We start from the raw sequence: 25,023 nt of genomic DNA, 5'->3' as shown, positions 1-25,023 counted from the left end.
GATCCTTGGAATTGCATGTGAATGAAGTGTGTGGATATGGAAACCATCACAGTCGCAAGCTGTTGTGATTATTTGATTCACAGTCCACTCACAGCTGTGCAAAGTCTTGGCGGGGCCTTGTGCCACCCCCTTGTGCGGCCGTGCGCCCCGGGGCGCACGCGGGGCGCAAGGATGGCGCGATCCCGTCCGTTCGATCCGTCACCTGGCAGCGACCACAGGGGAGTTGGTGGCACGATGGAGGGAACGGAGGAGTGCTCGGCCGCACACCTCCGGGCCGGCAAGGCGGACCGACCAAGGGTGTGATCAGTCGTGGCCATTTCACTGTCTGTGGTGCTTCTGTTGGCGATCGTCCTGGTGGTCCTGATCCGAGGCGGCTCCATCAAGGCCGGACCCGCGATCGTCGCGGCGCTCTTCGGCTTCTTCCTGGCATCGACCGGCATGGCTCCGTCGATAAACAGGTTCATGAACTCGATAGCGGAGACCATCAATCAGATCCGCTTCTGATCCGGCCGGCGCCGGCGCTCCGGCGCGAGAGGCCCGGCAGGACCCGGGCGGGGCGCAGCCGGAACGCAAAGGGCCCGGTCCGACGAGGAATTCGTCGGACCGGGCCCAAGCGTGGAGCGGGCGACGGGAATCGAACCCGCGTAGCTAGTTTGGAAGACTAGGGCTCTACCATTGAGCTACGCCCGCAAGCATCGCACCGCAGGTCCGGGGACCGGCGGCAACGAGAAGCATCGTAGCGGGTCGCGGGCGGTGCCCGCACACCCGATTGCGGTCACCCGGTGTCGCGTTCGGTGCCGCCCGCGCAAAGCGGCTGATGCACTGCCCGTCTGCATGTACCCTACGTGTCGCACCGACGGGGTGTGGCGCAGCTTGGTAGCGCGTCCGCTTTGGGAGCGGAAGGTCGTCGGTTCGAATCCGGCCACCCCGACCATCGGCAAGATCGCAGACCACCGGCAAGATCGCATTGTGGGAGTCCGTCGCCTTGCCGTTACTATGCAAAATGCGTGCCCGTGTGTCTGATGTACCGGGCTCGGTCCGCGAAGCCGCCTCCCGTGCGGCGGAGCAGAACCCCTAGAAGTCAGCCACAAGGAGACCGAACCGTGAAGAGCGCCGTGGAGACCCTGAACCCGACCCGGGTTCGGCTCACTGTCGAGGTGCCCTTCGAGGAGCTCAAGGACAGCCTCGACGCGGCGTACAAGAAGATCAACCAGCAGGTCACGGTGAAGGGCTTCCGCAAGGGCAAGATCCCCGCCCGGGTCATCGACCAGCGGTTCGGCCGTGGTGCGGTGCTGGAGGAGGCCGTCAACGACGCCCTCCCGAAGTTCTACACCGAGGCTGTCAACGAGGGTGAGCTCAACGTCCTCGGTCAGCCCGAGGTCGACATCACCGAGCTGAAGGACGGCGAGCTGCTGGCCTTCACCGCCGAGGTTGACGTACGCCCCGAGATCGAGATTCCGGACTACTCCGGCATCGAGGTCACCGTCGACGCCCTCGAGGTCAGCGACGAGGACGTCGAGAAGGCCGTGGAGCAGCTCCGCGAGCGCTTCGCCTCCACCAACCCGGTCGAGCGCGCCGCCGCCGAGGGCGACGTCGTGACGATCGACCTGCAGGCCAAGGTCGACGGCGAGGTCCTGGAGGACGGCGTGGCCGAGGGTGTCTCGTACACCATCGGTTCCGGCGAGCTCCTCGACGGCATCGACGCCGCCGTCACCGGCCTGGAGGCAGGTGGCGAGGCCACCTTCACCTCCGAGCTGAAGGGCGGCTCGGCCGAGGGCAAGGAGGCCGAGGTCACCGTCAAGGTCACCGCCGTCGCCGCCCGTGAGCTCCCCGAGCTGGACGACGAGTTCGCCCAGATGGCGAGCGAGTTCGACACCCTCGACGAGCTGAAGGCGGACAGCCGCAAGCGCCTCGAGAACACCAAGCAGTTCGACCAGGCCACCCAGGCCCAGGAGCGCGTCCTCGACGAGCTGCTGAAGCTGGCCGAGGTCCCGATCCCGGAGAAGCTGCTCGCGGACGAGGTCCAGACCCGCAAGCACAACCTGGAGCACCACCAGCTCGGTCAGATGGGTCTGACCCTCGACAAGTACCTGGAGATCCAGGGCAAGACGGTCGAGGAGTTCGAGGCCGAGACCTCCGAGCAGGCGATCAAGGGCATCAAGACCCAGTTCATCCTGGACGAGATCGTCAACAAGGAGAAGCTGAACGTCAACCAGGAGGAGCTCACCGAGCACCTCATGCGGCGCGCCGCTTCCTCCGGCATGAGTCCCGACCAGTTCGCCCAGGCCGTCGTCGAGGGCGGCCAGGTGCCGATGCTCGTCGGCGAGGTCGCGCGCGGCAAGGCGCTGGCCGTGGTCGTCGAGGCCGCCAAGGTCGTCGACACCAACGGTGAGGTCGTCGAGCTGGAAGACGATGAAGAGGCAGTGGAGGAGGCCATCGAGACGGTCGAGGCCGCCGATGGTGCCGCCGAGGCCGTTGCCGAGGTCACCGAGGAGAAGACCGAGGCCTGAGCCTCGCGCTGAACCCGTACGACGGGCTCCGGACGCAGTGCGTTCGGAGCCCGTCGTCGTATGGCGTACGGTGCCCCACAACCCTTGTGCGGACTACGGAGCTTGCGCTCCCAGCGAACAGTTGCGGAAGCGGGATGGCGTTGTCCCACCTGCGCGTTAGGGTCCATGAATAGGAAGGGCAGGGGAGTCCCCGCCCACCCGGTACGAAGACGCTGAGACGGCCGGAGCCGTCAGAGACGAGCAGGTGGATACGTGACGAATCTGATGCCCTACGCCGCCGGAGAGCCGTCCCTCGGTGGAGGCCTCGGTGACCAGGTCTACAGCCGACTGCTCGGCGAGCGCATCATCTTCCTCGGTCAGCAGGTCGACGATGAGATCGCCAACAAGATCACGGCGCAGCTGCTTCTCCTTGCCGCCGAGCCGGACAAGGACATCTACCTCTACATCAACAGCCCCGGCGGTTCGGTGACGGCCGGCATGGCGGTCTACGACACCATGCAGTACATCCCGAACGACGTGGTCACCATCGGTATGGGCATGGCGGCCTCGATGGGCCAGTTCCTGCTCACCGGAGGCACCGCGGGCAAGCGCTTCGCGCTCCCGAACACCGACATCCTCATGCACCAGGGTTCGGCCGGCATCGGCGGTACTGCCTCGGACATCAAGATCCAGGCCCAGTACCTGCTGCGCACCAAGCAGCGGATGGCGGAGATCACCGCCCGCCACTCCGGCCAGACGGTCGAGACGATCATTCGCGACGGCGACCGCGACCGCTGGTACACCGCGGAGGAGGCCAAGGAGTACGGCCTCATCGACGAGATCATCACGATCGCATCGGGCGTTCCGGGCGGCGGCGGCACCGGCGCCTGATCCGGTACCCACCGGATCCGGTTCCACCGCCCCGCGCACCTCTCGTACGCCGAGACACCCAGCCACAGAACGCCACCAGGATGGTGAACACCCACATGAACAACTTCCCCGGCGCCTCCGCGAGCGGCCTCTACACCGGCCCGCAGGTGGACAACCGCTACATCGTGCCGCGCTTCGTGGAGCGCACCTCGCAGGGCGTGCGTGAGTACGACCCGTACGCGAAGCTCTTCGAGGAGCGCGTGATCTTCCTCGGCGTGCAGATCGACGACGCCTCCGCCAACGACGTCATGGCGCAGCTGCTGTGCCTGGAGTCGATGGACCCGGACCGGGACATCTCGATCTACATCAACAGCCCCGGCGGCTCGTTCACCGCGCTCACCGCGATCTACGACACGATGCAGTTCGTGAAGCCGGACATCCAGACGGTCTGCATGGGACAGGCGGCCTCCGCCGCGGCCGTGCTGCTCGCCGCGGGTACGCCCGGCAAGCGGATGGCGCTGCCCAACGCCCGTGTACTGATCCACCAGCCGTCCTCGCAGACCGGCCGTGAGCAGCTCTCCGACCTGGAGATCGCGGCCAACGAGATCCTGCGGATGCGCACCCAGCTGGAGGAGATGCTGGCCAAGCACTCCACCACGCCGATCGACAAGATCCGCGACGACATCGAGCGCGACAAGATCCTGACCGCCGAGGACGCCCTCGCCTACGGTCTCGTCGACCAGATCGTGTCGACCCGCAAGCAGGCGGCCACGGCCGTCTGACGTCGGTCTTCACCCCTTGGCACGGCGAGTTCACACCGCATCGGCTGTGTGAACCGTGCCAAGGGGGGCCCGAACGGGGGGCAAGGCAAGGTACCGTCGGATAGAGGCACCAGGAGCCGCTGAACCAAGCTGCTCCCAGGCGAAGGGGAAGCACCTCGTGGCACGCATCGGTGATGGCGGCGACCTGCTCAAGTGCTCGTTCTGCGGAAAGAGCCAGAAGCAGGTGAAGAAGCTCATCGCGGGACCCGGTGTGTACATCTGCGACGAGTGCATCGATCTCTGCAACGAGATCATCGAGGAGGAACTCGCGGAGACCTCCGAGGTGCGGTGGGAGGAACTCCCCAAGCCGCGCGAGATCTACGAGTTCCTCGAGGGGTACGTCGTCGGGCAGGAGCCCGCGAAGAAGGCCCTCTCGGTCGCTGTGTACAACCACTACAAGCGGGTCCAGGCGGGCGAGAACGGCGGCGCGCAGGGCCGGGACGACGCCATCGAGCTGGCCAAGTCCAACATCCTGCTGCTGGGCCCCACGGGCTCCGGCAAGACGCTTCTCGCGCAGACCCTGGCCCGTATGCTCAACGTCCCGTTCGCCATCGCCGACGCGACGGCGCTGACGGAGGCCGGCTATGTCGGCGAGGACGTCGAGAACATCCTGCTGAAGCTGATCCAGGCCGCGGACTACGACGTCAAGAAGGCCGAGACCGGGATCATCTACATCGACGAGATCGACAAGGTCGCCCGCAAGAGCGAGAACCCGTCGATCACCCGCGATGTCTCCGGCGAGGGCGTCCAGCAGGCCCTGTTGAAGATCCTGGAGGGCACCACCGCCTCCGTACCGCCGCAGGGCGGCCGGAAGCACCCGCACCAGGAGTTCATCCAGATCGACACGACGAACGTGCTGTTCATCGTGGGCGGTGCCTTCTCCGGTCTGGAGAGGATCATCGAGTCGCGGGCGGGTGCCAAGGGCATCGGCTTCGGCGCGACGATCCGCTCCAAGCGGGAGATCGAGGCGAGCGACCAGTTCCAGGAGGTCATGCCCGAGGACCTGGTGAAGTTCGGGATGATCCCGGAGTTCATCGGCCGGCTGCCCGTCCTCACCTCGGTCCACAACCTCGACCGTGAGGCGCTGCTGCAGATCCTCGTCGAGCCGCGCAACGCGCTGGTGAAGCAGTATCAACGACTGTTCGAACTCGACGGTGTCGAGCTGGACTTCGACCGCCCGGCCCTGGAGGCCATCGCCGACCAGGCGATCCTCCGCGGCACCGGTGCGCGTGGCCTGCGGGCCATCATGGAAGAGGTCCTCCAGTCCGTGATGTACGAGGTGCCGTCCCGCAAGGACGTCGCCCGCGTCGTCATCACGGCGGACGTCGTGCGCAACAACGTGAACCCGACCCTGGTCCCGCGCGAGCCGCGGACGATCGGGAACAACGACGGCGGGCGGCACGAGAAGTCCGCGTAGCGGTACGCAAACGGAAGGGGCGCCCGGCCAAGTGAACTGGCCGGGCGCCCCTTTCCCGTTCCGTGCTCGTTACTTGGCCTCGACGCGGATCTCGTTGCGGAGATCCGTCGTGATCTTGACCGCGGTGTCCTTGTCCACGCTCCCCATGGTGTCGCCGGGGGACACCATCGCCATGGTGCTGTAGTCCGACCAGGCGCAGAACCAGTCGGTCTTCGGCTTCTTGGTCTTGAGGTTCTCGCCCGTGGCGGCCTGGCATTTCATGATGCCGTTGAAGTCGGAGGGAGACACCTGCTCCGGCTCGCCGACAAGTTGGGTCTTCTTCCCCGAGTTCTCGGACGCGCTCTTCTTCAGAGAGGCGAAGAACTTGTCCAGCGCCTTGGCCGGATCGCTGATCTTGCCGTACGCACCGAGATAAGTGATGCTCTTCGCCGTCAGGGCGTCGGACGGCATGGTGCTCGGATCGCTGGGGTCGTACTTGCTGAGATCCGCCGTCGAGTAGATCCCGGTGACGGTCTTGCCGTTCTCGATGCCGCTGGACGTCAGTTCCTTCGTGGTCTTGTCGTCCTGCTTCGCGCCCGAGGCGTCATCGCCGAAGCGGTTGTACTTGCCCAGCACCTTCGCCGGCGTGGTCAGCTTGTGCGGCCCGTCGTCGCTGAGCCCGTCGCTGCCCCCGCCCGACGTCAGGAAGTACACCCCGCCCCCGATGACCGCCAGCGCCACGACGACGCCGCCGATGATCAGGCCGGTCTTCTTCTTCGGCTGGGCCGGGGGGAACGGGGGCTGGCCGCCGTACTGCGGGCCGCCGTACGGGGGCGTGGGCGGCTGCTGGCCGTACGGGCCCGGCTGCTGGGCCTGGGGGTAGCCGTAGCCCGGCTGGGGCTGCTGCTGCGGCGGGACACCCTGGGGGGCCTGCTGGGGGTACCCGTAACCGGGCTGGCCCTGCGGAGGCTGGCCGCCGTACGGGCCCGGCTGCTGGCCGTACGGGCCGGGCTGGCCCTGCGGAGGCTGGCCACCGTACGGGCCCGGCTGGCCCTGCGGCGGCTGGCCACCGTACGGTCCGGGCTGGCCCTGCGGAGGCTGCCCGCCGTACGGGCCCGGCTGGTTGTAGCTCATCTGCGGTGTCCCCTGTTCGGAAGTGCTCATCGGAATGCTTATGCGTTCCGAACATCCTGACGGAAGGTCCACCCGTGTGGACCACTGGGAGGCGCACCGTTACTGAACAATCCCGTTTCAGTGCACGACTGTGACGGCCCTAAACTGTCCCCCGTGACCGAGAACACTCAGCAGACGCCAGCCAGCAACCCCGAACTGCCGACCCAGTACGCACCGGCCGAGGTAGAGGGGAAGCTGTATGAGCGCTGGGTAGAACGTGGTTACTTCGAAGCCGACGAGCACAGCGAGAAGCCGCCGTACTCCATCGTCATCCCGCCGCCGAACGTCACGGGCAGCCTGCACCTGGGGCACGCCTTCGAGCACACGCTGATCGACGCCCTCGTCCGCCGCAAGCGCATGCAGGGCTTCGAGGCGCTGTACCAGCCCGGAATGGACCACGCCGGCATCGCCACCCAGAACGTCGTCGAGCGTGAGCTCGGCAAGGAGGGCAAGTCCCGCCACGACCTGGGCCGCGAGGCGTTCGTCGAGCGCGTCTGGAAGTGGAAGAACGAGTCCGGCGGCCAGATCTCCGGCCAGATGCGCCGGCTCGGCGAGGGCGTCGCCTGGTCCCGTGAGCGCTTCACCATGGACGAGGGCCTGTCCACCGCCGTCCAGACCGTCTTCAAGAAGATGTACGACGACGGGCTGATCTACCGCGCCGAGCGCATCATCAACTGGTGCCCGCGCTGTCTGACCGCGATCTCGGACATCGAGGTCGAGTACCAGGACGACGACGGCGAGCTCGTCTCCATGACGTACGGGGAGGGCGACGACACCATCGTCGTCGCCACGACCCGCGCCGAGACGATGCTCGGTGACACCGCGGTCGCCGTCCACCCCGACGACGAGCGCTACAAGCACCTGATCGGCAGGCAGATCAAGCTGCCGCTGACCGACCGCACGATCCCCGTCGTCGCCGACCACCACGTCGACCCGGAGTTCGGCACCGGCGCCGTGAAGGTCACGCCCGCCCACGACCCGAACGACTTCGAGATCGGCAAGCGCCACGACCTGCCGTTCCTCACGGTCATGGACGAGCGCGCGGTCATCACCGTCCCCGGTCCGTTCGAGGGACTCGACCGCCTGGAGGCCCGGTCCGCCATCGTCGGCGCGCTGCGCGCCGAGGGCCGGATCGTCGCCGAGAAGCGTCCGTACCTCCACTCCGTCGGCCACTGTTCGCGCTGCAAGACCACCATCGAGCCGCGCCTGTCCCTCCAGTGGTGGGTCAAGGTCGCCCCGCTCGCCAAGGCGGCCGGTGACGCCGTGCGCGACGGCAGCGTCAAGATCCACCCGCAGGAGATGGAGAAGCGGTACTTCGACTGGGTCGACAACCTCCACGACTGGACGATCTCGCGCCAGCTCTGGTGGGGTCACCGCATCCCCGTCTGGTACGGCCCGAACGGCGAGGTCGTCTGCGTCGGACCGGACGACGAGGTCCCCACGGGCGAGGGCTGGACGCAGGACAGCGATGTCCTGGACACCTGGTTCTCCTCCGGCCTGTGGCCGTTCTCCACGCTCGGCTGGCCGGAGCGGACCGACAGCCTCGCGAAGTTCTATCCGAACTCCGTCCTGGTCACCGGCTACGACATCCTCTTCTTCTGGGTCGCCCGGATGATGATGTTCGGCCTGTACGTCAACGACGGTGTCCCGCCCTTCGAGACCATCGTTCTGCACGGCATGGTCCGTGACGAGTTCGGCAAGAAGATGTCGAAGTCGTTCGGCAATGTCGTCAACCCGCTGGACTGGATGGACAAGTACGGGTCCGACGCGCTGCGCTTCACCCTGGCGCGCGGTGCCAACCCGGGCACCGACGTCCCGATCGGCGAGGAGTGGGTCCAGGGTTCCGCCAAGTTCGCCAACAAGATCTGGAACGCCACCCGCTTCGCCCTGATGAACGGCGCCACGATCGAGGGCGAACTGCCGTCCGCCGACGAGATGTCCGTGACCGAGCGCTGGATCCTGTCCCGGCTGAACAAGACCGTCGCCGAAGTCGACGCGTACTACGACGACTTCCAGTTCTCCAAGCTCAGCGAGGCACTGCGGCACTTCGCCTGGGACGAGGTCTTCGACTGGTACGTCGAGCTGTCCAAGACCACGTTCTTCGCGGGCGGCAAGCCGGCCGAGGTCTCGGGCCGGGTCCTCGGTGAGGTCCTCGACGTGATGCTGCGGCTGCTGCACCCGGTCGTCCCGTTCGTCACGGAGACACTCTGGACCGCGCTCACGGGCCGGGAATCCGTCGTCATCGCCGACTGGCCGACCGACTCCGGCTTCCGCGACGATGCGGCCGAGAAGGAGATCGAGCTCGTCCAGCAGGTCGTCACCGAGGTCCGCCGGTTCCGCTCCGACCAGGGCCTGCAGCCCGGCCAGAAGGTCCCGGCCGAGCTCACCCTGACCGGCACGGCGCTCGCCCCGCACGAGGCGGCCATCCGCCAGCTGCTGCGCCTGCAGCCCGCCGGTGACGGCTTCCACGCCACCGCGTCGCTGCCGGTCGCGGGGGCCACTGTCGCCCTCGACCTGTCCGGCACGATCGACGTCGAGGCCGAGCGCAAGCGCCTGACGAAGGACCTGGGCGCTGCCGAGAAGGAGAAGGCCCAGGCCAACGGCAAGCTCTCCAACGAGGCGTTCCTCGGCAAGGCCCCGGACAACGTGGTCGACAAGATCCGTGTCCGGCTCGCCAAGGCCGAGGCGGACATCGAGCGGATCACCAACCAGCTGGCGAACCTGCCGCAGGGCTGATCACCCGCCGAGCGCGAAGCCCCCGTACTCCCGCTGCCGGGAGCACGGGGGCTTCGCCCGTCCCCGCGCACGGTCAGGACTCCGCCGACCGGGCGCTGCGCGCGATGTCCGTGTCCATCCGTAGACTGGCCCCGTGAGTGAGCCCCGCCCTTCCGACCGGCACGACGCCTCCGATCCCGACGAGACCTTCGCGGAGATCGTCGACGAAGCGACCCAGCGCGACCCCGACCTGGCGGTGATCGAGGCCGGGAGCCGTACCCTGCGCACCCGCTCGGGACCGCCGCAGGGCCAGGACGTCCCCGTCCGCCCCGCCGACCCCGAGGTGGACAAGGCGCTTCGCGCGGTGGAGCAGGAGCTCGCCGGACGCTGGGGCGAGACCAAGCTGGAGCCGTCCGTCGCGCGCATCGCCGCGCTGATGGATGTGCTCGGCGAGCCGCAGCGCGCGTACCCCTCGATCCACATCACCGGGACCAACGGCAAGACGAGCACGGCCCGCATGATCGAGGCGCTGCTCGGCGCCTTCGACCTGCGCACCGGCCGCTACACCTCGCCGCACGTCCAGTCGATCACCGAGCGGATCAGCCTGGACGGTGCCCCGATGGACCCGGAGCGGTTCATCGAGGCGTACCAGGACATCAAGCCGTACGTGGAGATGGTCGACGCCCAGCAGCCCTACCGGCTCTCCTTCTTCGAGGTGCTGACGGGCATGGCGTACGCGGCCTTCGCCGACACGCCGGTCGATGTCGCCGTCGTGGAGGTCGGCATGGGCGGCAGCTGGGACGCGACGAACGTCATCGACGCCTCGGTCGCCGTCGTCACCCCCATTTCGCTCGACCACACCGACCGGCTCGGCGACACGCACGCCGAGATCGCCGGTGAGAAGGCCGGGATCATCAAGCAGGGCGCCACGGTCATCCTGGCGCAGCAGCCGGTGGACGCCGCGCAGGTCATGCTGAAGAAGGCCGTCGAGGTCGATGCCACGGTCGCCCGTGAGGGCATGGAGTTCGGTGTCGTCTCCCGCGAGATCGCCGTCGGCGGACAGCTGCTGACGCTGCGCGGCCTCGGTGGCGAGTATGAGGAGGTCTTCCTCCCGTTGTACGGCGCCCACCAGGCGCACAACGCGGCGGTGGCGCTCGCCGCAGTGGAGGCTTTCTTCGGGATCGGCGCCGAGCAGCCCGGCTCGCTCGACATCGACACGGTCCGCCGGGCCTTCGCCTCGGTGATCTCCCCGGGCCGCCTCGAAGTGGTCCGCAGCAGCCCGACCGTCGTCCTGGACGCGGCCCACAACCCGGCGGGCGCCCGCGCCACCGCCGACGGGCTCTCCGAGGCGTTCGGCTTCTCCCGGCTGATCGGTGTGGTCGGTGCCAGCGGCGACAAGGACGTCAAGGGGCTGCTCGAAGCCTTCGAGCCGATCTTCGCCGAGGTCGTCATCACCCAGAACTCCAGCGGCCGCGCGATGGACGCCGACGAACTGGCCGCCGTCGCGGTCGAGGTCTTCGGCAACGACCGCGTCCAGGTCGAACCGCGCCTGGACGACGCGCTGGAGGCGGCGATCACCCTCGCCGAGGAGGAGGACGAATATGCGGGCGCCGGCGTCCTGGTGACCGGTTCCGTGATCACGGTCGGCGAGGCCCGACTGCTCCTGGGAAGGCACTGACCCGTGCGTACGCTCTGTGCATCGACGCTGATCGGCGAGTTCTTCGTGATCGGCTTCGCCGGACTCGTCGCGATGAAGTCCGACGACCTGACGAACACCACGGTCTGGACGGTCTGCGGCATCGGCATGCTGCTGTCCGTGCTGCTCTGCGGGATGATCACCCGCCCCGGCGGGATACAGCTCGGTTGGGCGCTGCAGATCGCCCTGGTGCTGAGCGGTTTCGTCGTCCCGATGATGTTCATCCTCGGCCTGGTCTTCGGCGGCCTGTGGTGGGCCTCCGTGCACTACGGCCGCAAGATCGACGAGGCGAAGGCCCGTTGGGCGGCCGCGCAGGAGGCGGCCGAGGCCCCGGCCGGTGGCTGATCCGGCACCCCGTGGCCTTGGGACCGACCGGCAACTGAGGGGCGGCGTCGCGGGGCTGGGCACGCACATCTGCCGCGTTGTCGTCAATCACCAACGCTCCGCGTTGCCTCAATCCTCCGCCTTGCAGCTGCACGCACCCAGCCCCGCTCCTTCTCCCACCCCCCAATTGCCGGTCGGTCCAACCCGGCCGCAGGCCAGTCCCCGTACCCCTGTAGCCTCGCTTCACCGCACCCGCATGCCTGCAAGGAGCCGCACACCATGACCCAGCGCACCCTCGTTCTCCTCAAGCCCGACGCCGTCCGGCGCGGACTCGTCGGCGAGATCGTCGGGCGGATCGAGCGCAAGGCCGGCTGGCGGATCACCGCGCTGGAGCTGCGCACCCTCGACCGCGCCACGCTGGAGCAGCACTACGCCGAACACGTCGGCCGCCCGTTCTACGAGCCGCTCGTCGAGTTCATGCAGTCCGGCCCGATCGTGGCGCTGGTCGCCGAGGGCGAGCGGGTCATCGAGGGCATCCGTACGCTGGCCGGCCCCACCGACCCGATCGCCGCCGCGCCCGGCTCCATCCGTGGTGACTTCGGCACGATCACGCGGGAGAACCTCATCCACGCCTCGGACTCCGAGGAGTCCGCAGAGCGAGAGCTGAAGCTTTTCTTCCCGGGGCTTTCCTGACCCCGGATCAGCCGAACAGCGCTCATGACCCGGGGCGACCGAATTAATTCGGTCGCCCTTCGGCATAGGGTTCCGGATCGCGGGAACGCATCACTCCGACGTAACGTCACCATGAGTGGAACGGCCACCCGTTCCGCCCACAAAGGCGAAGGACCCTCGCGCGGTGTCCGTGCACACGGCACTACGATGGAATCTTCCACGCCCACAGCGCTCACCTCGCCGACCAGAACAAGCCATCATCGCTTTCTTGGAAGGCCCGACGCATCCTCATGGGGAACAAGGGGAACTCAATGTCGTTCATCGGCCGTGACATGGCTATCGACCTCGGGACTGCCAACACGCTGGTGTACGTCAGGGGGCGCGGCATCGTTCTGAACGAGCCGTCCGTCGTGGCCATCAACACCAACACCGGCGGCATCCTGGCGGTCGGCTCCGAGGCCAAGAAGATGATCGGGCGTACACCGGGCAACATCGTTGCCGTACGGCCCCTGAAGGACGGCGTGATCGCCGACTTCGAGATCACCGAGCGGATGCTCCGCTACTTCATCCTGAAGATCCACAAGCGTCGCTACCTGGCCCGCCCGCGGGTCGTCGTCTGCGTGCCCTCCGGCATCACCGGGGTCGAGCGACGCGCCGTCATCGAGGCATCGACGCAGGCCGGCGCGCGCCAGGTGCACATCATCGAGGAGCCCATGGCGGCGGCCATCGGATCGGGTCTGCCGGTCCACGAGGCCACCGGCAACATGGTGGTCGACATCGGTGGCGGCACCACCGAGGTCGCGGTCATCTCGCTCGGCGGAATCGTCACTGCCCAGTCGATCCGGGTCGCCGGCGACGAGCTGGACAACGCGATCATCCAGCACATCAAGAAGGAGTACTCGCTCCTCCTCGGCGAGCGCACCGCCGAACAGATCAAGATCACGATCGGTTCGGCGTACGACATGGACAAGGACGAGCACACCGAGATCCGCGGCCGGGACCTGGTCTCCGGGTTGCCCAAGACCGTGGTCGTCTCGGCTGCCGAGGTCCGCAAGGCCATCGAGGAGCCGGTCAACGCTATCGTCGACGCGGTGAAGACCACGCTCGACAAGTGCCCGCCGGAGCTCTCCGGCGATGTCATGGACCGCGGCATCGTCCTCACCGGCGGCGGCGCGCTGCTGCGCGGACTGGACGAGCGGCTGCGGCGCGAGACCGGTATGCCGATCCACATCGCCGAGGACCCGCTGGACTCGGTGGCGCTCGGGTCCGGCAAGTGTGTCGAGGAGTTCGAGGCGCTCCAGCAGGTGCTGGACGCCCAGCCCCGCAGGTAGCCGGCCCGGCCCGGCCCACACATAAACAACACATCAGTCTGCTGTGCGGACCACTGCCGCTCCGTACGGCCGATCGTTGATATACAGGCACGAACATTCCGACGAGGAAGGCACGGCCGCCGCACGTGAGGGACACACGAGAGAGCCGGCTGCTCCTGGTGCTGCTGATCGCCATCGCATTCGCATTGATCACGGTGGACATCCGCGGCGGCGAGGAGTCACCGGTGGACGGCGCCCGGCGGGCCGCCGCCACGGTCTTCGGGCCGGTTGAGAACGGCGTCGCGGCAGCCGTCGACCCGGTGGGCAACGCCATAGGGGCGGTGCGCGACTCCGGTGCACGGCACAACCGGATCGCCGAGCTGGAGCAGCAGAACGCCGCGCTCAAGACGGAGCTCGGCAGCGACGACCAGAACCGCAACCGGGTCCGCGAGCTGGACCGGATGCTGAAGAAGTCGGCCGCCGGACAGTACGGCATCAAGGCCGCCGAGGTCATCGCCATAGGAGCGGCCCAGGGCTTCTCCTGGACGGTCACCATCGACGCGGGCTCCAACGACGGCATCAAGCGCGACATGACCGTCATCAACGGCGACGGTCTCGTCGGCCGGATCACCACCGTCGGCCCGGACACCGCCACGGTGCTCCTGGCCAACGACCCCGACTTCACTGTCGGCACACGTATGGAGAAGACCGACGAACTGGGCTTCGCCACCGGCCAGGGCTCCCAGCCGCTGTCCGTCCAGTTCCTCAACGGCAAGGCCAAGGTGAAGAAGGGCGATCGTCTCGTCACCTTCGGCTCCAGCAAGAACAAGCCGTTCGTGCCCGGCGTCCCGGTCGGCGAGGTCGTCCGTGTCGACCCGTCAGGCGGCGGCCTGACGCGTACCGTCTATGTCCGCCCGTACGTCGGGTTCACCAAGCTCGACATCGTCGGCATCGTCGTCCAGGCCCCGCGCGAGGACCCCCGCGACATGGTCCTCCCGAAGGCGCCCGCCAAGCCCGCCAAACCCAAGCCCACCCCGACCGTCACCGTCACGATCTCTCCCAACGGCGACATCGTCGACACCGACGGCAACGTCGTCGGGAACGTCAGCGAGAGCCCGGACCCCAGCGGAAGCCCGAACCCGAGCGGCGGCCCGAACAGCACACCGAGCGCCGGCAACGCGGTAGACGAGCAGAGGTAGAGCTGATTCCCATGCGCTTGAACCGGACTCTGCTCTCCATCGTCCTGGTCGTGGTCGCCCTCGTCGTCCAGGTCTCCGTGCTCGCCCGACTCCAGCTTCCCGGCGCCGTGCCCGACCTGCTGCTCCTCGTCGTCCTCGGACTCGCCTTCGTGTACGGGCATGTCAGTGGCGCCCTCATCGGCTTCGGCGCGGGACTCCTCGCCGACCTGGCACCACCCGCCGACCACGCAGCCGGACGCTACGCACTGGTCCTCTGCGTCATCGGCTACTTCGCCGGACTGGTCAAGCCGGAGAACGGGCAGCTCAAGTCGGCCTTCGTGCCGATGGTCGCGGTGGTCGCCGCGGCGATCGGCTCGACGCTGCTGTACGCGCTCGTCGGCGCGCTCGTCGGGGACACGGCGGCCCGTCATGTGGGCCTCGGCAGCCTGCTGTTCACCGCCGCCGTCTACGACCTGCTCCTCGCGCCGTTCGTCGTTCCCCTGATCATGGCGATCGCCAGACGCACGGTGAACGATCCGCTCGCCGACTCCTCCGGCGGCGGCGACGTCGCCGCGGGCTGGCTGGCCTCCGGCACCGGACTGCGGATCGGCGGCCAGCGCGGCGGACTGCGCGTCAAGGTCGCCCGCAACCGAGCGGCACGCGCCGGACGGATCAAGGGAGTCAAGCGACTGTGAGGCCGCATCACAGCGGGGACACCCCCCGTACCTCCGGCCCGACCACCACCGGGGGCGCCCCGTGAGCAATATCCCCGAGACCGGCCGGACCCAGCGGGTCCAGATCCGACTCGTCGTCATCCAGGTCCTCGTCTTCTCCCTGTTGTTCACCCTCGGCGGGCGCCTCTGGTACCTCCAGATCCGCAACGGCCAGGAGTACAGCGACGAGGCGAGGAACAACCACGTCCAGCAGGTCGTCCAGCCCGCCGCACGCGGCTCCATCCTCGATGCGCGCGGCGTGCCCCTCGCCGACAACGAGACCCGCCTGGTCGTCTCCGCCAGCCGCACCGAGCTGATGAAGATGGCGGACGACGGCAAGGGCGTCCTGACCCGGCTCGCCGATGTCCTCGGCATGAAGCCCAAAGAGGTCTTCGACAAGGTCCGGCTCTGCGACGCGAAGACCCCGCAGCCCTGCTGGAACGGTTCGCCGTACCAGCCGATCCCCGTCACGGACGAGGCCACCACCCAGCAGGCCCTCCAGATCCGCGAACGCGCCGAGGACTTCCCCGGCATCACCGCCGAGCCGACCGCCGTACGCCGCTACCCCGCACCCGGCAAGGCCAACACCGCCCAGGTCCTCGGCTATCTCTCACCCGTCACCGACGAAGAGATCACCAAGGCCCAGGACACCGACTCGCCGTACCTGCGCTCCGACCAGGTCGGCCGCTCCGGCCTGGAGCGCACCTACGACAAGGAACTGCGCGGCAAGGCCGGTGTCACCCGCTACGAGGTCGACAACCTAGGCCGGGTCATCGGCCAGGCGAAGAACGACGAGGCTAAGCCCGGCTCCAGCGTCGTCACCTCCGTCGACGCCCGGGTCCAGGCCGTCGCCGAATACGAGCTCAACGAGGCCATGAAGACGGCCCGTCAGGCGTTCGACAAGAACACCGGCGAGAACTACAAGGCCGACTCCGGCGCCGTCGTCGTCATGGAGGCCAAGACCGGCCGGGTCGTCGCGATGGCCTCCCTGCCGGACTACGACCCCAACGCCTGGGTCGGTGGCATCTCCGCCAAGGACTACGCCAAGCTCACCGGCAAGAAGTCCAATTTCCCGCTGCTGAACCGGGCCATCCAGGGCCAGGCCGCCCCCGGCTCGATCTTCAAGGTCATCTCCTCGACCGCCGCGGTCAACGCCGGGTACCCCTTCGACGGCGAATACCCCTGCCCCAGCTCGTACAACGTCGGCGGGCAGACCTTCAAGAACTTCGAGTCCCAGGGCTACGGCTCCATCACCATCGGCCGGGCCCTCGAAGTCTCCTGCGACACCGTGTACTACGGCATCGCGCACAAGGAGTGGTTGAAGGACGGCGGCATCAACCCGAAGAAGCACCCCAAGGACTGGTTCTACAAGACCGCCCACCAGTTCGGCCTCGGCAAGGAGACCGGCATCGACCTCCCCAACGAGGTCACCGGCCGCGTCCCCGACCGCAAGTGGAAGCAGGACTTCTACAAGGCGAACAAGGACGCCTGGTGCAAGCAGGGCAAGAAGGACGGCTCGTACGTCGAGAAGATCGCGTACGAGAACTGCCTCGAAGGCAACAAGATGCGCGCCGGTGACTCCGTCAACTACTCGATCGGCCAGGGCGACACCCTCGTCACCCCGATACAGATGGCCACCATCTACGCAGCCATCTCCAACGGCGGCACGCTCTACAACCCCACCGTCGGCAAGGCGATCGTCAGCGGCGACGGCAAGACCGTCGAGGAGATCAAGCCCAAGTCGCACGGCAAGCTGCCCTTCACGCGCAAGACCCGTAACGAGATCGACAGCGCCCTCGCGGGAGTCGCGACCCGTGGTTCGGCCGCCTGGCGATTCGGCGGCTGGCCGCAGGACAAGATCCCGATGCACGCCAAGACGGGCACGGCCGAGGTCTACGGCAAGCAGACGACCTCGTGGTTCGCCACGTACACCAAGGACTACTCGATCGTCATGACGATCTCCCAGGGTGGTACGGGCTCCGGCGCCTCCGGGCCCGCCGTGCGCAACATCTACGACGCGCTCTACGGACTCGACGACTCCGGCAAGCAGGACCTCAAGAAGGCGCTGCTGCCCACCCCGCAGAAGTCCCTGCCGAAGATCCAGCACGACGGCTCGATCGACGCCCCGGAGATCAAGCCGTACGACCCGAACTCGCAGAAGACCCCGGAGGAACAGACCCTCGCGGCAGTGCTCGGGAGGCGCGACTGATGGCCGGCTTCTCCGTCTCGCGGTACGCCCCCGAGCGCTCCGCCTGGGGCAAACTCATCGCCCGCGACTCCCTCGTACGCAAACTCGACTGGCCGCTGCTCGGGTCCGCGATCGCGCTCTCCTTCATCGGCTCGCTGCTGGTCTACTCGGCGACCCGGGGCCGAGACTCGCTCACGCACGGTGACCCGTACTACTTCCTCTTCCGGCACGCGCTCAACACCGGAATCGGCTTCGCCCTGATGGTCGGCACCATCTGGCTCGGCCACCGCACCCTGCGCGGAGCCGTCCCGATCCTCTACGGCCTCTCGGTGCTTCTCGTACTGGCGGTCCTCACCCCGCTCGGCGCCACCGTCAACGGGGCGCACGCCTGGATCATCATCGGCGGCGGCTTCTCGCTCCAGCCGTCCGAGTTCACCAAGATCACCATCATCCTGATCATGGCGATGCTGCTCGCCGAGCGCGTCGACGCGGGCGACCAGCTCCACCCCGACCACCGGACCGTCGCCAAGGCCCTCGGCCTCGCGGCCGTTCCGATGGCCGTCGTCATGGGGATGCCGGACCTCGGTTCGGTGATGGTCATGGCCGTCATCGTGCTCGGTGTGCTCCTCGCCTCCGGCGCTTCGAACCGCTGGGTCTTCGGCCTCCTCGGCGCGGGCACGGCCGGCGCCGTCGCCATCTGGCAGCTCGGCCTGCTCGACGACTACCAGATCGCCCGCTTCGCCGCCTTCGCCAACCCCGCGCTCGACCCGGCGGGCGTCGGCTACAACACCAACCAGGCACGCATCGCGATCGGCTCCGGCGGCCTCACCGGAACCGGCCTCTTCCAGGGCACCCAGACCACTGGCCAGTTCGTCCCCGAGCAGCAGACCGACTTCGTCTTCACCGTCGCGGGCGAGGAGCTCGGCTTCCTCGGCGCCGGGCTGATCCTCGTCCTGCTCGGCGTCGTCCTGTGGCGCGCCTGCCGGATCGCCCGCGAGACGACCGAGCTGTACGGCACGATCGTCGCCGCCGGAATCATCGCCTGGTTCGCCTTCCAGGCGTTCGAGAACATCGGGATGACGCTCGGCATCATGCCGGTCGCAGGGCTTCCACTGCCGTTCGTCTCGTACGGAGGGTCCTCGATGTTCGCCGTCTGGGTGGCCGTCGGGCTGCTCCAGTCGATCAGGGTGCAGCGGCCGATAAGCGCCTGAGCCGGGACGGGAGCACTGCCCATTCGCGTGCAACACGTCTAGATTCGGGTCATGGCGGACTCGAAGCGTGAGATCGAGCGGAAGTACGAAGCCACCGCGGAAACCCGGCTCCCCGACCTGAGCCGGGTGGCCGGGGTCTCGGCCGTCGCTCACCGGGGCGTCAGCGAACTGGACGCCGTCTACTACGACACCGAGGATCTCCGGCTCATGGCCGGCTCCCTCACCCTGCGCCGCCGCACCGGCGGGAGCGACGCCGGCTGGCATCTCAAATTCCCGGTCGCCTCCGGTATCCGGGACGAGTTCCGGGAACCGCTGTCCGACACCCTGCCGCGCTCCCTCGCCGGTCTGCTCCGCTCCCGGGTCCGGATGAGCGAACTGGTCCCCGTCGTACGGCTGCGCACCGCCCGTGACGTCCACCACCTGCTCGACGCCGAGGGCGCGCTGCTCGCCGAGGTCAGTATCGACACGGCGCGGGCCGAACGGCTGACGGGCGGCAGCGGTACGGCCGCCTGGACCGAGATCGAGGTCGAACTCGCCGACGACGGCGACCCCGCCCTCCTCGACGCCGTCGAAAGCCGGCTGCGCAAGGCCGGTGTCCATCCGTCCGCATCGCCGTCCAAGCTGGCCAGGGCGCTCGCCGAGACCGCGCCTGAGCGGGAGCGTAAGCGGAAGCGGGACAAGGGCGCGCGCGGGAAGGCCGGGCAACCCACCGCGGGCGACCACGTCCTCGCGTACATCCGCCACCAGAGCGAGGCGATCGTCGACCTCGACCCCGCCGTACGACGCGACCTCCCCGACTCCGTGCACCAGATGCGGGTCGCCACCCGCAGACTGCGCAGCGCGCTGCGGACGTACCGGAAGATCCTCGACCGGAGCGTCACCGACCCGGTCGGCGACGAGTTGAAATGGCTGGCGGCCGAGCTCGGTATCGACCGCGACCAGGAGGTTCTCGACGCCCGCCTGCGTTCCGGCCTCGCCGACCTGCCCCGCACCCTGGTCCTCGGCCCCGTCCGCAGCCGGCTGCGGATCTGGTCGGTGGCCCGCCGGGGCGGTTCCCGTCGCCGGACCGTCGCCGTACTCGACGGGAAGCGGTATCTGGCACTCCTGGAGAGCCTCGACGCCCTGCTTGCCGCGCCGCCGCTGCTGCCTGCCGCGTCCCACGCCCCCGAGCAGGCGCTGCCCCGCGCCGTATTGAAGGAGTACGAGCGCCTCGCGACCCGCGTCGGCCACGCCCTGGAGCTCCGGTCCGGCCACGACCGGGACCTCGCCATGCACGACGCCCGCAAGGCCGCCAAGCGCGCCCGTTACGCGGCGGAGGCGGCCCGGACCGCGCTCGGGAAGCCGGCCGAGCGGATCGCCGAACGGATGAAGACCGTGCAGACCCTCCTCGGCGACCACCAGGACAGCGTGGTGGCCCGCGACGCCCTGCGCGCCCTGGCCGTCCAGGCGCACGCGGCGGGGGAGCCGGCATTCACCTGGGGACTGCTGTACGGGCGCGAGGAGGCGGCCGCCACCGCCCGGGAGCGGGAGCTGCCGCAGGTGTGGGAGCGGGCGTCGCAGCCGCGCGTGCGGGCGGCTCTGGAAGGCTGAGCATCGGGTTAGGCTTGGTGGTCACCCTTGCCGGCTCTCGAAAGTTCGCGATGTCTGTCGATTCGGTCTTCCCACAGCTCGAAGCTCTGCTCCCGCATGTGCAGAAGCCCATCCAGTACGTCGGCGGTGAGCTGAACTCCACCGTCAAGCCGTGGGACGAATGCGACGTCCGCTGGGCACTGATGTACCCGGACGCATACGAGGTCGGACTCCCCAACCAGGGCGTCATGATCCTGTACGAGGTGCTCAACGAGCGCCAGGGCGTCCTCGCCGAGCGCACCTACAGCGTGTGGCCGGACCTCGAAGAGCTGATGCGGGAGCACAAGGTCCCGCAGTTCACCGTGGACAGCCACCGCCCCGTGAAGGCGTTCGACGTCTTCGGGCTGAGCTTCTCCACCGAGCTCGGCTACACCAACATGCTCACCGCCCTGGATCTCGCGGGCATTCCGCTGGACGCCAAGGACCGCACCGTCGACGACCCGATCGTGCTGGCCGGCGGCCACGCCGCGTTCAACCCCGAGCCGATCGCGGAGTTCATCGACTGCGCGGTCATCGGCGACGGCGAGCAGGCCGTCCTGGAGATCACCGAGATCATCCGCGCCTGGAAGGCCGAGGGCCGCCCCGGCGGCCGCGAAGAGGTGCTGTTCCGCCTCGCGAAGACGGGTGGCGTCTACGTCCCGGGCTTCTACGACGTGGAGTACCTCCCGGACGGGCGCATCGGCCGTGTCGTGCCCAACAAGTCGGGCGTGCCGTGGCGGGTGTCCAAGCACACCGTGATGGACCTCGACGAGTGGCCTTACCCGAAGCAGCCCCTCGTTCCCCTCGCCGAGACCGTCCATGAGCGGATGTCCGTCGAGATCTTCCGCGGCTGCACCCGCGGCTGCCGTTTCTGCCAGGCCGGCATGATCACGCGCCCCGTGCGGGAGCGAAGCATCACCGGCATCGGCGAAATGGTCGAGAAGGGCCTCAAGGCGACCGGCTTCGAAGAAGTCGGTCTGCTCTCGCTCTCCTCCGCGGACCACACCGAGATCGGCGAGATCGCCAAGGGCCTCGCCGACCGGTACACCGAGGACAAGATCGGCCTCTCGCTGCCCTCCACCCGCGTCGACGCGTTCAACGTGGACCTGGCCAACGAGCTGACCCGTAACGGCCGTCGCTCCGGACTCACCTTCGCCCCCGAGGGCGGCTCCGAGCGCATGCGCAAGGTCATCAACAAGATGGTCTCGGAAGAGGACCTCATCCGTACCGTCGCCACCGCGTACGGCAACGGCTGGCGCCAGGTGAAGCTGTACTTCATGTGCGGTCTGCCCACCGAGACCGACGAGGACGTCCTCCAGATCGGCGACATGGCGGTCAATGTGATCGCCAAGGGCCGCGAGGTCTCCGGCCAGAACGACATCCGCTGCACCGTCTCCATCGGCGGCTTCGTGCCCAAGCCGCACACGCCGTTCCAGTGGGCCCCGCAGCTCAGCGCCGAGGAGACCGACGCCCGGCTGGCCAAGCTCCGTGACAAGATCCGCGGCGACAAGAAGTACGGCCGCTCCATCGGCTTCCGCTACCACGACGGCAAGCCCGGCATCGTCGAGGGCCTGCTCTCGCGCGGCGACCGCCGCATCGGCTCCGTCATCCGCGCGGTCTACGAGTCCGGCGGCCGCTTCGACGGCTGGCGCGAGCACTTCAGCTACGACCGCTGGATGTCCGCCGCCGAGAAGACGCTGCCCGACTACGGCGTGGACGTCGACTGGTACACCACCCGTGAGCGGACCTACGAGGAAGTTCTGCCCTGGGACCACCTGGACTCCGGTCTCGACAAGGACTGGCTCTGGGAGGACTGGCAGGACTCGCTCGACGAGACCGAGGTCGAGGACTGCCGCTGGACCCCGTGCTTCGACTGCGGCGTCTGCCCGCAGATGGACACCAGCATCCAGATCGGCCCGACCGGCAAGAAGCTCCTGCCGCTCTCGGTCGTGAAGTAGGCCGAAGCCCTTCCGGGTGACGGCTCGGTGACGAAGGCCCGGTCCGGGAAACCCCGGACCGGGCCTTCGCGTCATGTACGGCATGGACTACGGCAAGCACCAGGCCCCCGCGCCCTACGAAGCCGGCGAGGGCTGTCTGACCACCCTGATCAGGATTCCGGTCCGGATCGTGGTGCTGGCGATCGTTCTGCCCGTCCGCATGATCTGGGACGCCCTGGTGGCGGGAGCCCGCGCCGCCGACCGCATCCTGCTGCGCCCCTTGGGCCGGGCCCTGTCCTGGCTGCTGGCGACGCTGGTGGTGATCCCTGCGGTCTGGCTGTACGAGGCTGTGTTCACCCCGTTGGGACATGCGCTGTTGTGGCTGGCCGCAGCGGTTTTCGTCCGGCCGTGGGTCGCGCTCTGGCGGTATGTTCTGGTGCCGGCGGTGCGGTACGGGCTTGTGGTGCCGGTGGTGTGGCTGTACGAGGCGGTGCTCACCCCGCTCGGCCACGGGCTGCGCCGGGCGTACCGCGAACTGCTCGCCCCTGCCGGGCGGGGGATCGCCGCAGCGGTCGGCTGGGTGCTCACCGCCCTGTTCGTCTGGCCGGTGGTCGGCCTGTGGCGGTACGTCCTGGTGCCCCTCGCGCTCGCCGCCTCCTGGCTGGCGGAGCATCTGATCGTACGGCCGCTGGCCTGGGCCTACCGGGAGCTGCTCACTCCGCTCGGCCACGGCATCACCTGGCTGCTCGAACTGCTGGCGCGCGGGATCGCGGCCGTCGGGAGCGGTCTGCGGACGGCGGTGGTGTGGCTGGTCGTGACGCTGCTCGTCGCACCGCTGGCCTGGCTGTACCGGCGGGTCCTCGCCCCGGTCGGCCGGGAGATCGCCGCCGCCTTCGGCGTCGCCTGGCGCATCGCCGGGTACATCTCGCGGGCCGTCGGCCGGGCCATCGCCTGGCTGGCGTGGCATCTGATCGGGGCGCCGGTGACCTGGGTCTATCGCACGGTGTGCAAGCCGGTGGGGCATTTCGTGCGGGATGCCGTCTGGGCCCCCGCCAAACGGGCCGCCGTCGAGGCGGGACGCGCGGGCCGGGCGGCGCTGCGCACGGCGCGCGAGACCGTGGCCCGGGCACGCCGTGACGCATGGCGGGCACTGGTCGGCGGGCCGGGGGTGCCCGAGCCCCGGGAACCGGGGAGCCCCCTTGCGCGTACTCTGGGTAGTACAACGACTGTGCCCAGCGCGGCGCCCGAACCAGAGATCTCCTCGCTCGGAGAGAAAAACGCCGAGCGGGGGTGAGCCGGACCGGACACCCCGGGCCACCCGCATTTCGAGGGCGGCGTGCCACCGCGTCCGCCCCGCATCGAGGAGAAGAACCACTGGGCAAGCGACAGCCCGAAGGCCCGCCGCCCGCACCGGCAGTGCAGCGCATCCGACTGCGCTACACGAAGCGCGGCCGCCTCCGGTTCACCAGCCACCGTGACTTCCAGCGTGCCTTCGAGCGGGCACTGCGCCGCTCCGAGGTCCCCATGGCCTACTCGGCGGGCTTCACCCCGCACCCGAAGGTGTCGTACGCCAATGCCGCCCCCACCGGTACGGGCAGCGAGGCCGAGTTCCTGGAGATCGCCCTCACCGAGGCCCGGGATCCGGCCGTCCTGCGCGAGCTGCTCAACGCCTCGCTCCCGGACGGTCTCGACATCACCGACGCCGTGGAGGCCCGCACCTCGGGTCTCGCCGACCGGCTGACCGCCTCCGTCTGGGAGCTGCGTCTCGACGGTGTCCCCACCGAGGAGGCCGTCAAGGCCGTGGCCGCTTTCAACGGGGCCACGACCGTCGAGGTCCAGCGCCGGGCGAAGAACGGCATGCGGACCTTCGACGCCCGCGCCGCCGTGGTCGACCTGCAGGCCCTTGATCCACAGCCTGATAGGCCCGGGGACAAGCCCTGTGCGATACTGCGGCTGGTTGTTCGGCACGTGACACCTGCTGTGCGACCTGACGACGTCCTGTCCGGTCTCCGCGTTGTGGCCGACCTGGCGCCGCCGGTCCCCGCAGCGGTGACCAGGCTGGCGCAGGGGCTCTTCGACGAGGAGTCCGGCACGGTGACCGACCCGCTCGCGCCCGACCGCGAGGCAGCCCCGGCCGCTCCACCCATGGCCACCGGGACCGCCGTCGCGACGGCGCCGGAAGGTGCAGGTTCCGCGTAAGGCGGTCGTTGCAGCGCAGTCCTTCGACTCGGGAGCCACCTGGGTCGGGCCGCGCGATGACCCATAAGACTTTCGCCAGGCCGTACGCACATCGCTTACGGAACCGGCGAGCCAGACATTGAGTTCCCGTGCGGCGCCCGCGCCCCGGACGGCGGTCCCGCGTACATCACGCGGGCTGCGCCGGACCGGAATCAGACGCGGCGCCCGGGAGCCTGACGGGAGAACCGCCCGCATGCCCCAGTCCAACGAACCCGGCACGACCGGGAACGCCGAAGAGAACAACGCACCCGGAGACAAGCTGCCGCCGCGCCGCAGGCGCCGCGCCGCGTCCCGCCCGGCCGGCCCGCCGGTGGCGGACGTACAGGATGTCGCCGCCGTGGCCATACCGGCCGATGACGCCGCAGTGTCCGACAACACCGCCACCGACGCCGAGAGCGCTCCGGCGGCAGAAGCCGCGCCGCCCGCGCGTACCCGTCGTCGTGCGGTGCGCAAGGCGACCGCTCCGGCGGTGCGCCGCAGGCCG

At 68.7% G+C, this 25,023-nt stretch carries 20 protein-coding genes and 2 tRNA genes; 20 read left to right on the top strand and 2 right to left on the bottom strand.

From position 1 onward, the window contains the following. The first annotated feature begins 309 nt into the window (after positions 1–309). A complete protein-coding gene (locus tag GA0115254_RS28910) occupies positions 310–504 on the top strand; it encodes a hypothetical protein (RefSeq protein WP_093898223.1) in 195 nt (64 codons plus the stop codon). 112 nt (positions 505–616) lie between these two features. Here GA0115254_RS28910 and GA0115254_RS28905 read toward each other — a convergent pair. Beyond that, positions 617–690: transfer RNA gene (locus tag GA0115254_RS28905), tRNA-Gly, on the bottom strand. Between the two features lie 167 nt (positions 691–857). Here GA0115254_RS28905 and GA0115254_RS28900 point away from each other — a divergent pair. From GA0115254_RS28900 to clpX, 5 genes are all read left to right on the top strand, one after another. Beyond that, positions 858–934: transfer RNA gene (locus tag GA0115254_RS28900), tRNA-Pro, on the top strand. A gap of 169 nt (positions 935–1,103) precedes the next feature. Beyond that, positions 1,104–2,510, top strand: a complete 1,407-nt coding sequence (tig, locus tag GA0115254_RS28895) for a trigger factor (RefSeq protein WP_176740335.1) — start codon at positions 1,104–1,106, stop codon at positions 2,508–2,510. A 264-nt stretch (positions 2,511–2,774) separates the two neighbouring features. Then, positions 2,775–3,380 carry an ATP-dependent Clp protease proteolytic subunit gene (locus GA0115254_RS28890; protein ID WP_176729207.1) on the top strand — a complete coding sequence of 202 codons (606 nt, stop codon included), beginning with the start codon at positions 2,775–2,777 and terminating at the stop codon, positions 3,378–3,380. Between the two features lie 80 nt (positions 3,381–3,460). Then, complete coding sequence (locus GA0115254_RS28885; RefSeq protein WP_093898221.1) at positions 3,461–4,141, top strand: ATP-dependent Clp protease proteolytic subunit; 681 nt, start codon at positions 3,461–3,463, stop codon at positions 4,139–4,141. Positions 4,142–4,298: 157 nt separating this feature from the next. Beyond that, the gene (clpX, locus tag GA0115254_RS28880) at positions 4,299–5,597 is read left to right on the top strand and encodes an ATP-dependent Clp protease ATP-binding subunit ClpX (RefSeq protein ID WP_093898220.1); all 1,299 of its coding nucleotides are present in this window, start codon (positions 4,299–4,301) and stop codon (positions 5,595–5,597) included. Between the two features lie 69 nt (positions 5,598–5,666). On the opposite strand, the gene GA0115254_RS28875 is transcribed toward clpX, so the two are convergent. Then, on the bottom strand, positions 5,667–6,710 hold the full coding sequence (locus GA0115254_RS28875) for a hypothetical protein (RefSeq protein ID WP_093898283.1): 1,044 nt from the start codon (positions 6,708–6,710) through the stop codon (positions 5,667–5,669). Between the two features lie 153 nt (positions 6,711–6,863). Between GA0115254_RS28875 and GA0115254_RS28870 the strand changes: the two genes are divergently transcribed. The 14 genes from GA0115254_RS28870 to GA0115254_RS28805 all read left to right on the top strand — a co-directional run. Continuing rightward, positions 6,864–9,485 (top strand): valine--tRNA ligase, encoded by a 2,622-nt coding sequence (locus GA0115254_RS28870; protein WP_093898219.1) that lies wholly within the window; start codon positions 6,864–6,866, stop codon positions 9,483–9,485. Positions 9,486–9,618: 133 nt separating this feature from the next. Further along, positions 9,619–11,142, top strand: a complete 1,524-nt coding sequence (locus GA0115254_RS28865) for a bifunctional tetrahydrofolate synthase/dihydrofolate synthase (protein ID WP_093898218.1) — start codon at positions 9,619–9,621, stop codon at positions 11,140–11,142. Between the two features lie 3 nt (positions 11,143–11,145). Next, positions 11,146–11,505 (top strand): DUF4233 domain-containing protein, encoded by a 360-nt coding sequence (locus GA0115254_RS28860; protein ID WP_093898217.1) that lies wholly within the window; start codon positions 11,146–11,148, stop codon positions 11,503–11,505. A 258-nt stretch (positions 11,506–11,763) separates the two neighbouring features. Next, positions 11,764–12,177: a nucleoside-diphosphate kinase gene (gene ndk, locus GA0115254_RS28855; RefSeq protein WP_093898216.1), complete on the top strand. Its 414-nt coding sequence runs from the start codon at positions 11,764–11,766 to the stop codon at positions 12,175–12,177. 290 nt (positions 12,178–12,467) lie between these two features. Then, on the top strand, positions 12,468–13,487 hold the full coding sequence (locus GA0115254_RS28850) for a rod shape-determining protein (protein ID WP_037698738.1): 1,020 nt from the start codon (positions 12,468–12,470) through the stop codon (positions 13,485–13,487). A gap of 125 nt (positions 13,488–13,612) precedes the next feature. After that, positions 13,613–14,665, top strand: a complete 1,053-nt coding sequence (gene mreC, locus GA0115254_RS28845; protein WP_093898215.1) for a rod shape-determining protein MreC — start codon at positions 13,613–13,615, stop codon at positions 14,663–14,665. An 11-nt stretch (positions 14,666–14,676) separates the two neighbouring features. Next, positions 14,677–15,339, top strand: a complete 663-nt coding sequence (mreD, locus tag GA0115254_RS28840; protein ID WP_093898214.1) for a rod shape-determining protein MreD — start codon at positions 14,677–14,679, stop codon at positions 15,337–15,339. 61 nt (positions 15,340–15,400) lie between these two features. Then, on the top strand, positions 15,401–17,566 hold the full coding sequence (gene mrdA / locus GA0115254_RS28835; RefSeq protein ID WP_093898213.1) for a penicillin-binding protein 2: 2,166 nt from the start codon (positions 15,401–15,403) through the stop codon (positions 17,564–17,566). Then, a complete protein-coding gene (gene rodA, locus GA0115254_RS28830) occupies positions 17,566–18,756 on the top strand; it encodes a rod shape-determining protein RodA (protein WP_093898212.1) in 1,191 nt (396 codons plus the stop codon). Before mrdA ends, rodA begins: the two co-directional genes overlap by 1 nt. Positions 18,757–18,807: 51 nt before the next feature. Then, the gene (locus GA0115254_RS28825; RefSeq protein ID WP_093898211.1) at positions 18,808–20,346 is read left to right on the top strand and encodes a CYTH and CHAD domain-containing protein; all 1,539 of its coding nucleotides are present in this window, start codon (positions 18,808–18,810) and stop codon (positions 20,344–20,346) included. Positions 20,347–20,396: 50 nt separating this feature from the next. After that, positions 20,397–22,322: a TIGR03960 family B12-binding radical SAM protein gene (locus GA0115254_RS28820; RefSeq protein WP_093898210.1), complete on the top strand. Its 1,926-nt coding sequence runs from the start codon at positions 20,397–20,399 to the stop codon at positions 22,320–22,322. Positions 22,323–22,404: 82 nt separating this feature from the next. Beyond that, complete coding sequence (locus tag GA0115254_RS28815; protein ID WP_093898282.1) at positions 22,405–23,595, top strand: hypothetical protein; 1,191 nt, start codon at positions 22,405–22,407, stop codon at positions 23,593–23,595. Positions 23,596–23,717: 122 nt separating this feature from the next. After that, on the top strand, positions 23,718–24,500 hold the full coding sequence (locus GA0115254_RS28810; protein ID WP_093898209.1) for a TIGR03936 family radical SAM-associated protein: 783 nt from the start codon (positions 23,718–23,720) through the stop codon (positions 24,498–24,500). A gap of 232 nt (positions 24,501–24,732) precedes the next feature. Beyond that, positions 24,733–25,023 (top strand): hypothetical protein (locus GA0115254_RS28805; RefSeq protein ID WP_141720931.1); only part of this gene is annotated, 291 nt, incomplete at its 3' end.

It is taken from the genome of Streptomyces sp. Ncost-T10-10d, from assembly GCF_900091955.1.
GTDB lineage: Bacteria > Actinomycetota > Actinomycetes > Streptomycetales > Streptomycetaceae > Streptomyces.
The sequence above is the reverse complement of the archived record's forward strand: the minus strand, read 5'-3'. Positions and strand labels throughout refer to the sequence as shown.